This is a genomic window from uncultured Desulfobulbus sp. (assembly GCF_963662935.2).
In the GTDB taxonomy this organism is placed as follows: Bacteria; Desulfobacterota; Desulfobulbia; order Desulfobulbales; family Desulfobulbaceae; genus Desulfobulbus.
Map to the genome: position 1 here is coordinate 2,362,188 of NZ_CAXXTL010000002.1, position 14,687 is coordinate 2,376,874.

General features: G+C 51.2%; 9 protein-coding genes. 4 read left to right on the top strand and 5 right to left on the bottom strand.

All coding sequences use genetic code 11. The annotated features are described in order from the left end of the window. Nucleotides 1-64: 64 nt before the first annotated feature. The 3 genes from tnpA to ACHZCX_RS14750 form a co-directional block, all read right to left on the bottom strand. Nucleotides 65-496, bottom strand: coding sequence for an IS200/IS605 family transposase (tnpA, locus tag ACHZCX_RS14740; protein WP_319587961.1), 432 nt, complete (start codon nucleotides 494-496; stop codon nucleotides 65-67). Nucleotides 497-697: 201 nt separating this feature from the next. Beyond that, on the bottom strand, nucleotides 698-6,736 hold the full coding sequence (locus ACHZCX_RS14745) for an Ig-like domain-containing protein (RefSeq protein ID WP_319587962.1): 6,039 nt from the start codon (nucleotides 6,734-6,736) through the stop codon (nucleotides 698-700). Between the two features lie 39 nt (nucleotides 6,737-6,775). Continuing rightward, nucleotides 6,776-7,507: a hypothetical protein gene (locus tag ACHZCX_RS14750; protein WP_319587963.1), complete on the bottom strand. Its 732-nt coding sequence runs from the start codon at nucleotides 7,505-7,507 to the stop codon at nucleotides 6,776-6,778. A 205-nt stretch (nucleotides 7,508-7,712) separates the two neighbouring features. On the opposite strand from ACHZCX_RS14750, the gene ACHZCX_RS14755 reads away from it, so the two are divergent. Then, nucleotides 7,713-7,934 carry an HGGxSTG domain-containing protein gene (locus ACHZCX_RS14755; protein WP_319587964.1) on the top strand — a complete coding sequence of 74 codons (222 nt, stop codon included), beginning with the start codon at nucleotides 7,713-7,715 and terminating at the stop codon, nucleotides 7,932-7,934. Nucleotides 7,935-8,212: 278 nt separating this feature from the next. On the opposite strand, the gene ACHZCX_RS14760 is transcribed toward ACHZCX_RS14755, so the two are convergent. After that, nucleotides 8,213-8,857, bottom strand: coding sequence for a PEP-CTERM sorting domain-containing protein (locus tag ACHZCX_RS14760; RefSeq protein WP_319587965.1), 645 nt, complete (start codon nucleotides 8,855-8,857; stop codon nucleotides 8,213-8,215). An 894-nt stretch (nucleotides 8,858-9,751) separates the two neighbouring features. Then, nucleotides 9,752-10,102, bottom strand: coding sequence for a metalloregulator ArsR/SmtB family transcription factor (locus tag ACHZCX_RS14765; protein ID WP_319587966.1), 351 nt, complete (start codon nucleotides 10,100-10,102; stop codon nucleotides 9,752-9,754). Nucleotides 10,103-10,184: 82 nt separating this feature from the next. Between ACHZCX_RS14765 and ACHZCX_RS14770 the strand changes: the two genes are divergently transcribed. The 3 genes from ACHZCX_RS14770 to ACHZCX_RS14780 are packed head-to-tail and all read left to right on the top strand — an operon-like array spanning nucleotide 10,185 to nucleotide 14,526. Then, complete coding sequence (locus ACHZCX_RS14770; protein WP_319587967.1) at nucleotides 10,185-10,520, top strand: cytochrome c3 family protein; 336 nt, start codon at nucleotides 10,185-10,187, stop codon at nucleotides 10,518-10,520. Between the two features lie 21 nt (nucleotides 10,521-10,541). Next, complete coding sequence (locus ACHZCX_RS14775) at nucleotides 10,542-11,303, top strand: 4Fe-4S dicluster domain-containing protein (protein WP_319587968.1); 762 nt, start codon at nucleotides 10,542-10,544, stop codon at nucleotides 11,301-11,303. Next, complete coding sequence (locus ACHZCX_RS14780; RefSeq protein WP_319587969.1) at nucleotides 11,293-14,526, top strand: molybdopterin-dependent oxidoreductase; 3,234 nt, start codon at nucleotides 11,293-11,295, stop codon at nucleotides 14,524-14,526. The genes ACHZCX_RS14775 and ACHZCX_RS14780 overlap by 11 nt, the downstream gene beginning before the upstream one ends. Nucleotides 14,527-14,687: the final 161 nt, after the last annotated feature.

Genomic DNA, 14,687 nt, shown 5'->3' on the forward strand with positions numbered 1-14,687 from the left:
AAAGATTGTGAACTGCTCAAAGCGGTATATTCAGCAGATTCTCTGACCACCATTCGGTGGCCGACTATCTGAATAGTTGCAGTTGATCGACACGATGGTCTTCTTGTTCTTGCTCGCGGATGTAAGCCCGCATAACCTCTTCATCGGCACCGACAGTTGAAACAAAATAGCCCCGTGCCCAAAAACTCATGCCGCTATAGTTCTTCCGTTGGCCAAGGTAGGTCCGCGCTATATGGATCGCGCTTTTTCCTTTCATATAGCCAACCACCTGCGATACGGCATATTTCGGCGGTATCGAAATCAGCATGTGCACATGATCGGATTGCAAATGCCCTTCCAGCACACGGCTCTCCTTCTGCCGGGCAAGGTCATGGAACACATCTCCAAGATTCTTGCGGAGTTGACCGTAAAGCATTTTCCGACGGCATTTCGGTATCCACACTACATGGAACTTGCAATCCCATTTCGTGTGGCTTAAACATTGTACGTTGTTCATGAAGCCTCCTTTCTCGTGACTTTGAGCGGTCCACGTGAGAGGAGGCTTCTTTATTATGCTGGAACCATCAAATTTTTGTTGTCCCCCGGCAAAGCCGGGGGTTTACCTAACTGAAATTATTTCCACCTTTTCCGTTTCCAAATATCGTTTTGTATTTCCTCGTGAATAGCGGTCATGCCTGATTGATGCGAAGCCAATAAGTCAAACCAAGGAAATCTGAGCCCCGTTGCAGCTCAACTCCGACGGGGATACCCCACTGATAACCAATGCCCCTTGGGAAACATTAGAAAATTGATTGCCGTCGTAGACTACCAAAGTGTCACTCCCGCTGCCGCCAACGGTGAAGGTAGTGCCTGACAAAGTTCCCTGTTGCAGAAAATATTTCTGGTTAACAACCAGGCCATTACCAGGTGCATCCATTTTACTTAGATTCGCGGTAACAGGATTCCTGGTCTGGAATTGAATGATATCGTCTCCTGCCGCGAAATTATCCACGACATCAAAGCCTCCTGTGATGGAAAAGGTATCACCCGCATCCAAGGTAAGGCTGGCATCATTGTCATGCCAGGTGACCACTGCCGCATCTTGCTGGGAAAAAAGGAATGTATCATTTCCGGTGCCGCCAAGCATGGTGTCGGCTCCGATCCCGCCTTCAATTACGCACCCGCTACTTGAGGCAGTGAGGGTATCGTTGCCCGCACCGCCGTAAATATAGAGGCTCCCGGTGTAACTGCTCATGTCGATAGTACTAGCTCCGCTGCCGCCAAGGGCAATCTTGTCACCGGCGGTTGCGATGTTGCTGGAAGCATCTTTAACATCAGCTCCCGCAGTCAGCAGGAGCCAGTCCGTATCCACAAAGGTATGGTTCACGGTTTCGGTCAGGACATTGGCACTAACCCCACGGTTGGTCACAGTGAGCAGTGTGCCATCGTTGATATGATCGCCACTGCCATCGCCATTCAAATAAACCGGTTTGTGCGCTGCTCCACTCATGAAAGCTATTTTTTCCGAATACGCTAGGGAGATCGAGGTCCCGCTGAAGCTCGCCCCTGATTTATTTAACGCCGGCGCAGTGGTATCCACCAGCTGTACTACGTTCTGCCCTGGGGTCGTGCCCAAGGTGGCGCCGGTGATTCCCTTCAACCGAACAAGGGCGTCCTCCCCGGGTTGGGCCGCAGCCTGATATACGGCCAACGTGTCGTTGTCGCCGTTGCCATCGGTATCAAGGGCAATAGCCACAGTTGTTCCGGGGGTGGTAATGTTTTGCGCCAAGTAAGAGAAGGCCTGGTTAATATTAAAATTTCCGATGGTTGGATCGGTGGAATAAGAGATGGAAACCGGTGCGCCGTTGCTGTCGAGGAAGGTAAGAATACCTTTTTTGATACTGTGCTGAGCCAGATTACCTACAACAATAGTGCCGTTTACCGGGGCCGTCGTGTCGGCGGCAATGCTGTTGGAGGGTAAGTTCAATTTATCGTTGTTCGTGCCGCCAACGCCTGATACGTCGAAGTCATAAATCGACTCGGGGTTATTATTTTTCCATCCATCCGTGTTGACCACCACCGTGTCCGAGGACCGTGTATTCCCATCTGTGAGGTAGATGCCGTCCGCCCCTCCGCCACCGTTGATCCGATCGGCTCCACTGCTGCCGCTTAGGGTTTCCGCTTTGGAGCTACCGGTGAGGATGTCATCACCGCCACCGCTGCTTACATTCCACTTTGACGATGAGGTATACCCTGGCATGGACGAGAGGTTCATGGTGTTGACGCCGGAGCCGCCGAGGATATATGCTGAACATGCCACGTAATTACCCACTGGGTTGTCTACCATCAAAAATGGATTGCTGTCTCCGTCGATAAGGCTTCCACCTGAATAGGTAATTTTCACGTAATCGGTGGCGGCAAAGCTGCTGGTTGTCGATAGCGTCAGCTGGTTGCCACCTGTGATTGAAGCGTTACTGATCGTCATGCTGGTGGCATTGCCGTTTTTGTCGATCTTAAGCAGGCTCCATCCTGCCGAGGCATCGTCCGCAGAAATATTCTTACTGAAGGTGAACGATAAAGCTGCGTTGGCTCCCTCTGTAATTTTGACAGTGCTGACCCTGAATACCATCCCGGAGTCAGAGGAATCATTAGAGCTGCTGGGTATGGTGCCTGCAAAGCTGGCGGCATCCTTACCTGCGCTATTCTGCAGGGCATAGGCATCGTTGCCCGCGGTGGGATCGGTGTACTTGACCGTGACGGTATCCGCCTTGGCAACAGGTTTGGACAACAACAGCTGGACCGTGCTGCCGTTAATCGCAATTTGGGCAATCGGATAGGCGCTGCCATTAGCGCCAGCGGTCACTTGAAAATAACTGGCAGAGGGTTGATGGTCACCATCCATTGATACATTAAATTTTAGGGTCACAATGGTCCCAGAAACAGTGGCATCGAGGATCACAGGGGCTGTTTTCACCATGACTTGTAAAGCCGTTGAAGCAGCCGAGTTGTTGCCCGCCGTATCGGTCTGGATGGCCTTGATGTTATGGAGGCCGTCTGCCAGAGAAGAGGTCTCGACGCTCCAATGGGTCCCTTCAACAACTGCCGTGCCCAGTAATTCGTTCGCATCCACCAGGCCATTACCATTGGTGTCCTCAAACAGGGTCACCCCCATCATGGTCCCAGGCTCAGTCGTCACACCCCAGATTGTCGGGGTCGATTCGTAGGTAAGATTGGTAATGCCGGGGTCAAGGTCGTTAGCGAGGAATGGAACGAGCGGGGCGGAAGGCTTACTGGTATCGATGGTGAGCCTCAATGCATCTGATGGTGCCGAGACATTCCCTGCCACATCGGTGACCTGTGCTTTAATGTTATAAATGCCGTTGGCCAGCGCCAGCGAGGTCACGCTCCATGTGCCGTTAACGCCAACAAGGGCAGTGCCCAGCAATTCACCGGAATCGAGCGTTCCACTATTATTGACGTCCTTGAACACCTGGACCTTATCACCGGCCTGCAGACCTTCTCCCATGAAGACCGGGGTAGTCACCTTGGTGATGTTATCCGTGTTGGATATTCCCTTGTCGGAAGCTATCGACAAAATAGGGGCGGCGGGTGCAGCTTCGCTTGTGTCGATGGTGACCTTGAGGGCCGCCGAGGCTGTGGAAACATTACCCGCCTTGTCCGTCTGAATCGCAGTTAAGGTGTGTTCGCCGTCAGTCAGTACAATGTCTGCAGAGGTGGGGATGCTCCAGACACCAAGGTTGGCAATGCCTGTTCCCAGCAGTTCGCCGTCATCCAGGGTCGCGTTGTGGTTGGCGTCATCGAAGAGTTGCACGCTCGCCCCGGACTCGGCCGTACCGGTGATCGTCAGGGCCGTATTTTTCTTGGTGAGATTGTCGGCACTGGAAACGCCTGTGTCGGAAGCGGCAATCAAATTCAGGGCCGCTGGTGGTGCGGCAGTGGTATCTACCCTGATCGGCAAGACCGTTGAGTTGCCTGAGCGATTGCCGGCCACATCGGTCTGGAACGCCTGGATGGCATGGGAACCGGCTGCCAGAACAGCGGTGTCAATGCTCCAGGTGCCGTCTCCAGCAATAATACCTGTACCCCGTGTTTCACCTATATCGATGAGGCCATTGAGATTGACATCTTCAAACAGGGTTACCGTGGCCCCGTTCTCGCCCGTGCCGCTGATCGTCGGGGTCGTGTCGTTGGTGAAATCGTCGGTACTGGAAAAGCCGGTATCGGAAGCGGTAATCAAATCCAGGGAGATCGGGGCGGTAATCCTGGTGTCAATGGTGACACTTAGGGCATCAGAGATAGTTCTATTGCCTCCTAATGCGTCGGTAACCTGCACCTTGATATCATAGGTGCCGAAAGCCAACGCCAGCGAGGTCACGCTCCATGTGCCGTTAGCGCCAACAGTGGCGGTGCCCAGCAATTCGCTAGTAGGTGTCATGGGGGTGGCCAGATCAAGAGCGTCATTGTGATTGAGGTCCTTGAACACCTTGACCTTGTATCCGGGAGTCAAACTCCCGCCGGAGAAAATCGGGGTAGATATTTTGGTGATATTATCCTCATTGGATACGCCCGAATCCGAGGCCGCTGCCAGATCCAGGATGGCAGGCTTCATTTTGATGGTGTTGCCGGAAAGGAGAAGAGAGTCTGGATCGAGGCTGGTGGTGAAGTCGATTGTCACATCGGCGCCGGCAACCCCGTCGGTACCGATGTAGAGGGTCTGGCCGTCAGCGCTTAACTGGGCATGATTCGCGCCCAACGCAGTACCATCCCCGGTTGAGTTTTCCAGTGCAGTAAATGCGGCACCGGTAATGGAAATAATATCGAGCCCTGTAAAATCGGTAATGGTGTCAACACCGTTACCGCTGGCTGCAAAGACGAAGGTATCCGCTCCAGTGCCCCCGGTCAGGATGTCATCGCCCGTTCCGCCGGTCAAGGTGTCTGTGCCGGCGCCGCCCAACAAAGTGTCTGTACCAGCGCCGCCCAATAAAACGTCGTTGCCGGCCATGCCGTTAAGACTGTCATCGCCATCGCCGCCGGTGAGGGTGTTGGCAGCGGCGTTGCCGGAGATCACGTTGGCCAGGGCGTTGCCGGTGATATTGATTTTACTAAGCCCCGTACCGCCCGCGTCGAAATTTTCTACGTTGTCAGGCAGCGTGAGCAATGTTGCAGTGATGTTAGTGGAGGCACCGCGCAATTGAATCGCATCGATGCCAGCATCGATTTCTTCAATAATGACATCCTGTACTGCGCCTATGCTGGTGAGATCTAAGAGATACGTGTCGTCGCCCAAGCCGCCCTTGAGGGTATCCATGCCGGTACTGCCATCGAGCACGTTAACTCCGTCGTTGCCGATAATTTCATTGTTTAGCGCATTGCCTGTGACATTGAGTAGATTGCTGCCTGTGCCACTGATATCAAAATTTTCCAGGTTGGATCCTAGGACAAGGGTGGCGGCTGTGGCTAAACCCAGATTTCCTGTGGCCCTCAATTGCAGAGTGTCATTGCCTTCACCCGTATTCTCGATAACGGTGTCTTCCAGTGTCGCTACGGTGCCTCTTCTGATCAAATCCACAATATAGGTGTCGTCACCTCTACCGCCTTTGAGGGTATCGGGGCCAGCACTGCCGTCTAAAACATTGTTGCCTGTGTTTCCCGTGATCGTGTTGATGCCACTGTTGCCAGTGCCGTTAATGTTGCCATTTCCGGTGAGTATAATATTTTGGGCATCGGGAGTATCGGCTAAAGAGCAATCAACGGAGGATGCAACAGTGTGCGTTTCTGCTAAAATAAAGGATTTAAGATCATCTAGATCGATTGAATTATCTCCGTTTTGATCAATGGCGGTGCCATCTGCATTGAATAATGTTCGCAGGTCTACCCTGAGACCGGTTGCACTATAATGCTCTTCCATCGAATCATAGGATATATCCGTGATCGTTCCGCTTAATCCACCAGAAGCGTAATAGTTGATATTTCCCTTTAGGGTAAAGCCACCGTCATCGCTGGATAAACTGATTTTACTCACCGAACCTGTAACCGACCGCACCCCGTTTGTATCGCCGATGCAGGTGAGTGTACCTTGATAAATCAAGTCGAAAGTTGGTGTTAACACCTTAAATTCAGTCAGGCTGCCGCTAAAGGTAGAAAGCCCCGTGGAATCCTGCGAATAGTTAACTGATCCTTTTAAGAGCAAGCTATAATCATTTTGCGGACGGCTGATTGAAATTTGGGAAAAATTGGCGCTGACGGCGAAGCCGGGGCCTATAACATTACCCGAAAGGTTTACCGTGCCAGCCGCCACAATATTCAGCATTGGGGTGGAAAAACTCATACCGGTCAGGGTCCCCGTCAACCCACCAGTATCCCAGTTAATTGTGACGCCCCCGTTGCCTGTGGACAAATTAAAAGAGATGTCATTACCATAGCTACAGGAAATACTGGTGACTGAAGATGAGCCGGTGGCATAATCCGCGCCGGTAAATTTACCCAGGGAAGTACCTTGTACCGTAATTGTGATCTTATTGGGATCGGCAGTGCTTTGATAAATTTGGGTATATTGCGTCTGGTCGGCACTCAAGATTTCACCAGGGTCTCCCTCAGTCAGTGCCACAATATTATTATATTTTCCTTCTAGATACGGCTCAATTGAATTCTCTGGATGGGCAGGGTCATTAATTAGGTTTTGAAAGTCAGTCAAAGCATCGTCAAAGTCGATCGAAAAATTCTGAATGGTACTCATCTTTTTCTCCTTTCCCAAATAATGAGATATGCTAATTTTTTAAAAAGAGGCGCCAAGGAAAATTGTTGGTCCGTGTGTAATGTGGGAACCACTTGCACTGTAATTTTCCTGATCCAATTTCACTGTCAGGTAGGAATATCTATATCCAGTACCAATTACCCAGGTTGGAGTATACTGGTATTCAATACAAAAATTACTTTCAGCGACCATACCGCCCGCAGAAAGTTCTCCAAAAGAAATTGATCCAAGAGAAAAATAGTTTGTCCTTATCCGGTATTTCAGACGATCAGAATGCGCATAAGAGGCAAACATACCTAGAGCTGGCAGGGGAACAGTAATGCTTTCTGATCGCGATCCTAAAATTGGTATTTTTGCGTCAGCGTTAATATTCAAAATTTGCATGCCTAGCGAACCGCCAAGCTCAAAATTTTTATTCTGGATTAATGCACGGTTGTAAAAAAACTTCAGTGTTTGAGTATCAATTTCCACAGGAGCTTTCAAGCCTAATTTGATGGAAAAACCAAAAAATTTTATCCTTTCATGCGTCAATGCACCTGTATCTGTGTGGTCTTCGTTATAAGTTATATTCCATGAGCTAGCCTGATTAGGATAGTACTCTAGTTGCAGGAAGGGAAAAAAAGAATAGTGCTCTTCTGTAAAATCTTTTCGAATATTAACTTCTCGTGGATATCGTTTTTTTTTCTCCTTGTAATGCACGTCAGGTGAACGATATGTATATTGCTCACCCGTTATAAGACGAAATTTTTGCATATTGCAGCGAGTCGAATCTACACAGTCTGCATACGTTACTGTTGATATCAAGACGCCAAAGAATATTGGATAAAATTTAAGTTGAAAGTTCACCGCTTATATTTCAAAATTAGTTTTTCTAGCATCAGAATCAGTGATTAGCTTATGCCGAATCTCCTTTCTGGGTTCGGTTGAAACAATTTTTCCCCGCAAAGTATCAGTAAAAATGAAGTACGCCTTTGAAGAATTGCTATCTCGTCGATTTTGCGAAGCGCGAACCAGGAAGGGAACACCGTGCCAGCGGTTGGATATTTACTGGAATGGTCGATGCCGTTTAAACGGCAGGGATCGTGGTGATGATTTCCGATCAGTATGCACTTCTATGAAACAAGAGGTGGCCAGCGTAAAAGCATTGGTATTGCTGGTACTAGTGCACCAAGCTAGTTAGCTCGAAAAAATTATCCTATTTACAGTGCGTTACATAGGGCACCGGAAGGGATCAAGCGAAAGTACTTTGAGCTGGGAAAAATTGAATATCCTATTTTAAGTGCCATAAACATTGGTGTTGCTGGTACAGAGCTGTTAAGCCCTGTGCACCAAGCCAGGTTAGTCGGGGAACTTATACTTTCTATACTGGGTTCGGTGGGATGCTGGGGCGGATCAAGGTGGAATAAAAATGACAGAGCTGTTAAGCCCTGCCTCTTGAATCCGGCATTACGGAACAATTTAATTTCGCCTTCTCCTGCCAACTGCTGCAAGTCCAGCTAAACCAGTGCCAAAGAGGAGTGTGGTGGTTGGCTCTGGGACAGGGGCATTAGACTGAACCGGCCTAACTGTTAGTTCACCTGACATGTATAGGTAAGTGTCTGGGGATACATAAGGAGCATAAAAGGAAGTGAAAATGAGACTATCATTTGAATTGTAAAACTCAGGATATATTGGATAAAATCCAGGATGCCAAATAGGATAATTGGTGATTATTTTCATTGCCTTTGAATCAGGAGACTCAAAATTTTGAGAGGGATAATTAAAGACAAAAATAGTAGTTGGTGTCTCTGACTGTCCCCTGCCATTAAATGACTGAATTTCGCCACTTAAAAAGGTGAAGCCAGGCGTCCCATTTGTAGTCGATACAATGATATCCACATCCCAAACAGCACCATTGCCTGTTTCTGGAGCTGTATCGGAAACGAATGACCCAAAAACGCTACCCACATCTGTTGCATTGTTATCCAACAAGGTTGCGTCTATGTGATATCTGAGTGGAACAGCTAGGGAGGGACTAGTAAGTACGAGAATCCAAAAAACAGATAAAATATAGCTTTTGAAGTTTACCGTTGGAAAGTGAAACAAAATTAAAAAAAATTTCATGGATCCTCCTTTTTTAGCGTGGCTAACGTCTCGCCACAGATGATGTTTTGGGTCCGGCCACGGAAGATGGCAAGCGCAAGGTTGTTCTCAATGGGTTCAAGCGTAAACAATCAACAACGATGCGGCGGAGCCTTTAACTGCCAGTTGATATAAAAATTTTGGTTCTTTCGTCTTTAAGTTGAAAGCCTCGGATTCAGCAAGCCGCAGTGCTGATGTATCTTGAGGAGGAAGTAGGCGACATCCTTATAACCGTAAGCCATACTCTTTAATCTTGGCGGATTCAACTCTGAAGTGCAACAGCTAGCGGCGGCTTGGTATAGTTCATTTTTGTCGCGAAGAATACTTCATGCGGCGAACGATATTCCAATACTTTTCACGGTCGATGGTTGAGTCGGTCAACCGCTCGCTGCACCTGCTCCTCGCTAATATTGCTCATTATGCCCCAAAGAGCTCTCTGAGCCTCTTTTTATTGATCATTTATGAGACAGCAGTGTCCAAAGATGGTGATTCAACAGACGGCTTGATTGAAATCGAAAATGGAGTTGTGAGAAAGATTAGGTGATACCGAAAGTTTCGGTAGAATCTGGGTAGATATAATCGTTAAAACTGTGGAAAATGTGGTAATGGAAGGCAAACTATAGAAGGGAATTTTTACTGTTATTTTAAAAGATTACGGAATTTCAAAACGTTGAGAAAAAAGACCTTTTACAATTCCTAATCCTGGTGCCGCAGGTTCGAATCCTGCCTGGAGCACCATAGTATTATGAAGGATTAACAAGTGAATTTAGCTTGTTAATCCTTTTTTTATTCTTTCTATGCCATGTAGATGATGTCAAACCGGCCCGTATTGAAATTGGGAAGGCCATGGTCAGGGATTTTAGTTGCTGCTTGTCTCTAACTGCAGGTTCCGGAGTCTTTGCCCTGGAGGTGTGTTTCGAGGCGTTGCCTGTCCGTTCGGCAGGCAGGGTGGTCTGTCAGTTTGTTTGTGATAAGGTTCAGCTGGGTCTGGAGAAATCCATCGAGCTCTTTTTTGAGGGAATAGTACATCCAGATACCTCCGCGACGGTCCTGGAGCCATCCGTTTCGTTTTAGGTAGGCGAGATGGCGGGAAACCGTGGATTGCGGCATGTTGAGGGCCTGCATCAGATCGCAGACACAGTATTCGTTTTCCCCTTGAAGAAGAATGAGAAGACGCAATCTGGTTTCATCGGCCAGAGATTTGAAAATTTCAACGGTGGTTCGCATGGGGACAAAGTACCCCAGAGAAAAATGACCGTCAACGTTTCTGACTCCTATCTTGTGGCAATCCGCTTATCCGGATATGTTAATGTCGTCGATTAACCTTTTCAAGGAGGTGACCATGAAGTTGGCTCTAGCTGCGGTACTTGTTTTGCTGTCCGGAAGCGTCGCCTTGGCTGTGGTCGGTGGCGGTGACATCACCTTAATAAACAAAGGAGGGGCGACGGTCTTCAATCACGAAAACCATGTGGAGGGTGCCGGTCTGAAGTGTCAGGGTTGCCACGCGAAGCTGTTCGCCGATGCCAAGCAGCACAAGGCGGTCACAATGAAGGCCATGGAACAGGGGAAATCTTGCGGCGCCTGCCATAACGGTAAGATCGCGTTCAGCGTCAAGGAAAACTGCGAGAGTTGCCATAAGAAATAAGCCCATCAGAGGAGGTAGGGAATGCAGAACGAAGATATTCTGGTTGTGATGCAGAAAGATCTCGAACGGGCATTGGCGAAGCCCGAGAAGAATCGCCGATGGGCCATGCTGATAGACCTGCGCAAATGCGTCGGCTGCCACGCCTGCACCGTCGGTTGCGTTTCCGAGAACAAGCTGCCGCCCAAGATGTACTACCGCCCGGTCCACGAGTATGAACAGGGCAAATATCCCAAGGTCTCCCGAACTTTCCTCCCCCGTCCTTGCATGCAGTGCGACAAGCCGCCCTGTGTGGCCGCTTGTCCGGTTAAAGGCAAGGAAGGCGCCACCTGGAAGGAGGCTGCCGGCCTTAATGCCGGAGTCGTCATGATCAATTACGAGCAATGCATTGGCTGCGGTGCCTGTGTTCCGGCTTGCCCCTATGATGCCCGGACCATGGATGAGGGCCATTTCCATGGCGAAGGTACTCCGGCCAACCAGAAATACGAGACCATGGCCAGCTATGAATACGGCAAACAGTGGCCACGCTCCGGCAAAAATCTGCCGGTGGGCACTGCCCGTAAATGCCATTTCTGCGTCCATCGGCTCGCTGCTGGGCAATTGCCCATCTGCATCACCACCTGCATCGGCAGGTCCGGCTACTTCGGTGATGAAAATGATCCCCAGAGCCTGATCGCCCAGGTGAAAAAGACTAACAAGATCCAGGTGCTCAAGCCGGGCAAGAAAACGGAGCCGCGAGTGTATTACGTTGCTACTGAAAAGCTGGAGGTGCTCTATGGTAAATAAAAAACAACCCATCGTTTCCCGCCGCGATTTCCTCAAAACATCGGCATTGGCCGGTTGCGGCGCCTTCGTGGCCACCCATTTTGATTTTGCCCGCGATCTCATTACCCGGGTCGAGGCTGGCGAGCTGACCCAGGCCGAGGCTTACGAACTGCTCAAGGCGGAAAACACCTTGTATTCTTCCTGCCTCAACTGCAATACAGGCTGCGGCATCAAAGTCAAAATTTTCAATGGCGTCGCGGTCAAGATTGACGGCAATCCGTATAACCCCTTCAATTTGCATCCCCATCTAGAGATGAAGGATGCTCCCACTAATGCCGTCATGGTCGACGCCGGTCTCTGCCCCAAGGGACAGGCCGGGCATCAAGGCGCCTATGATCCCTACCGGGTGACCAAGGTGCTGAAACGGGTCGGCAAGCGGGGAGAGAATAAATGGACCACCATCCCCTTTAATCAAGCCATTGAGGAGATTGTGGGCGGCGGCAAGCTGTTTGCGAATGTGCCTGGAGAGGAAGCCCGCCAGGTCACCGGCCTCAAGGAGTTGTACGCCCTGACTGACAGCAAGGCCTTCGAGGAGATGGGCAAGGATGCTGCTGCCCTGCGCAAGAAAAAACCGGAAGAGCGTCAGGCGACCATCGAGGAGTTCAAGGTCAAACATGCCGCCAACCTGGCTGCGCTGATCGATCCCGACCACCCCGACTTCGGACCGAAGAACAACCAGTTTGTCTACTTCTGGGGGCGAAAGAAGGCTGGCCGCTCTAATTTTGCGAGCGCCTTCACCGGCGCCTTCGGCACCGCCAACACCCACGGCCACACCACGGTTTGCCAGGGTTCGCTCTACTTTGCCTGCAAGGCGATGAGCGAACAGTACGTGGGCAACAATTTCAAGGACGGCCAGAAGTTCTACTGGCAAGCGGATCAGGAGAATAGCGACTACATCCTCTTTGTCGGCGCCAACCTCTTTGACGGCAACTACGGCCCCACCAACCGCGCCATGCGCATGACCCAGCGGATGGCGGATGGCAAACTGAAGATGACCGTGCTCGATCCCCGGTTTACCAAGCTGGCCTCCAAGGCCCAGCGCTGGGTGCCGGTGCTGCCGGGTACCGATGCCGCCTTTGCCATGGGCATGACCCGCTGGATCCTGGAAAACAAGAAGTATGATGCCAATTTTCTGGCCTGCTGCAACAAGGCTGCCGCCGCCGCGATCAAGGAACTGACCTGGAGCAACGGTCCTTGGCTGGTCAAGGTGGATAAGGACGGCAAGCCCGGCAAGTTCCTCCGCGCCCAGGAGATCGGTTTGAAAGCGGCGGAGAAGCGGACTGACAAGGACGGTAAGGAATTTGATTTTGAATACCTGGTCGCCATCAAGGACGGCCAGCCGGTGGCCTTTGATCCCAACGACGAAAAAGAAGCGGTGACCGGCGAACTGTTCGTCGACACCGTGCTCAAGGATGCCGAAGGCAAGGATGTGCCCGTCAAGAGTGGTCTGCAGGTGATGCTGGAAACAGCCAAGGAAAAAACCATTGCCGAATATGCCGCCCTCTGCGGCACCGACGCCGCCACCATCGAGGCGGTGGCCAAGGAGTTCACCAGCTATGGCAAGAAGGCCTGTGTTGATGTCCATCGCGGCCCGGCTCAGCACACCAACGGTTTTTATAACATCGCCTCTTTGATGAATCTCAACCTGTTGATCGGCAACTTCGACTGGAAGGGCGGGATGATCGCTGCCTCTGTTTTCAATATCGATGGCTCCGGCACCGATAACCAGCCGTTCAATTTCAAAAAGATCGGCCCCAAAGGTTTGAAGAGCTTCGGCACCTCGATCATCCGTCATGACATCAAGTACGAGGAGTCCACCCTGTTCAAGGGCAAGGAATCCTATCCGGCCAAGCGCAATTGGTGGCCGATCTCCTCGGATGTCTACGAGGAAATCCTGCCCTCTATTGCCGATGCCTATCCCTACCAGGCCAAGGTGGTTTTTTCCTACATGGGGGCGCCCACCTATTCGCTGCCGGCGGGGCATACCCAGATTGCCGCCCTGCTGGATCTCGATAAGCTGCCGCTCTATATCGCCAGCGACATCGTCATCGGACCGACTTCGATGTATGCAGACTACATCATTCCCGACCTCCACTATCTGGAACGCTGGGAATTTCAAGGATCCCACCCCAACATGCCGGTCCGCATCCAGCCGGTGCGACAGCCGGTGATCGCCTCGCCCAACGAGGTGGTGACGGTGTTCGGTCAGGAACAGCCGCTCTCCTACGAGACCTTCTGGCTCGCCCTGGCGGAAAAGCTCGGCTTCAAGGGATTTGGCACGAACGGCTTCGGCGAGGGCCAGGATTTCACCCGGCCGGATGATTTCTACATCCGCATGGTGGCCAACATCGCCTTGGACCGCAAGGAACCGGTGGCTGACGCGAGCCAGGAGGAAATCGATCTGTTCCTCAAGTCACGCCGTCATCTGCCCAAGAACGTCTTTGATGCCGAACGCTGGCAGAGAATCGCCGGAGCTGCCTGGCCCAAGGTGGTCACCGTGCTCAATCGGGGGGGGCGTTTTGACAGCCAGGGTGCCACCTACAAGGGTGAGCAGGTGACAAACAAGTACGGCAAGCAGATCAATCTTTACCAGGAGAAAACAGCCGGCTGCAAAGACGCCTTTACCGGTAAGTCTTACTACGGCCTGGCCCGTTATGTGCCGGTGGCCGACACCCTGGGCAACGAACCAATCAAGCTCAGTGAAGGGTATCCGCTCCATCTCATTACCCAGCGGGATATCCGCCATACCAAGGCACGGACGATCACGCATCCGTATCTCACCGACCTCATGCCGGAGAACGGCATCATTCTCCACACCAGCGATGCCAAGAAGCTGGGAGTCAAGACCGGAGATCAGGTGAAGGTGCTCTCGGCAACTAATCCCGAGGGCGTTTGGGATCTGGGCAACGGCAATAAAAAGCCGATGATCGGCAAGGTTCAGGTCACGGAAACCATCCGTCCTGGAGTGGTCACCTTTACCCTCGGTCATGGCCATTGGGATTCGGGGGCCGTGGATGTCACCATTGATGGTAAACTGGTCAAGGGGGATAAGAAGCGGGCGGGCGGCGTCCATGCCAATGCCGCCATGTGGGTCGATCCCCACCTGAAGAACACCTGCATGATCGACAAAGTCGGTGGCAGCGTCTCGTTCTATGACACCAAGGTGAAGCTGGTCAAAGTGTAAGGTTCCACCCTTTCAACCACAGAAAAACGGGCTGCCTTCGGGCAGCCCGTTTGCTTTTGCGGCTTCCCCGCGGCCTTTTCGTTGACCAACGTTTTTCCCATCAAATCTTAATCGCATGCTCATCTGCACATGGTTCATAGCTGGACGGGGATTGACTCATC

Excerpts from the sequence above, each read along its gene's own strand:
- ACHZCX_RS14750 (WP_319587963.1), bottom strand. The coding sequence starts at position 7,507 with ATGCAAAAATTTCGTCTTATAACGGGTGAGCAATATACATATCGTTCA.
- ACHZCX_RS14760 (WP_319587965.1), bottom strand. The coding sequence starts at position 8,857 with ATGAAATTTTTTTTAATTTTGTTTCACTTTCCAACGGTAAACTTCAAA.
- ACHZCX_RS14775 (WP_319587968.1), top strand. The coding sequence starts at position 10,542 with ATGCAGAACGAAGATATTCTGGTTGTGATGCAGAAAGATCTCGAACGG.
- ACHZCX_RS14770 (WP_319587967.1), top strand. The coding sequence starts at position 10,185 with ATGTCGTCGATTAACCTTTTCAAGGAGGTGACCATGAAGTTGGCTCTA.
- tnpA (WP_319587961.1), bottom strand. The coding sequence starts at position 496 with ATGAACAACGTACAATGTTTAAGCCACACGAAATGGGATTGCAAGTTC.
- ACHZCX_RS14765 (WP_319587966.1), bottom strand. The coding sequence starts at position 10,102 with ATGCGAACCACCGTTGAAATTTTCAAATCTCTGGCCGATGAAACCAGA.
- ACHZCX_RS14780 (WP_319587969.1), top strand. The coding sequence starts at position 11,293 with ATGGTAAATAAAAAACAACCCATCGTTTCCCGCCGCGATTTCCTCAAA.
- ACHZCX_RS14755 (WP_319587964.1), top strand. The coding sequence starts at position 7,713 with ATGAAGTACGCCTTTGAAGAATTGCTATCTCGTCGATTTTGCGAAGCG.
- ACHZCX_RS14745 (WP_319587962.1), bottom strand. The coding sequence starts at position 6,736 with ATGAGTACCATTCAGAATTTTTCGATCGACTTTGACGATGCTTTGACT.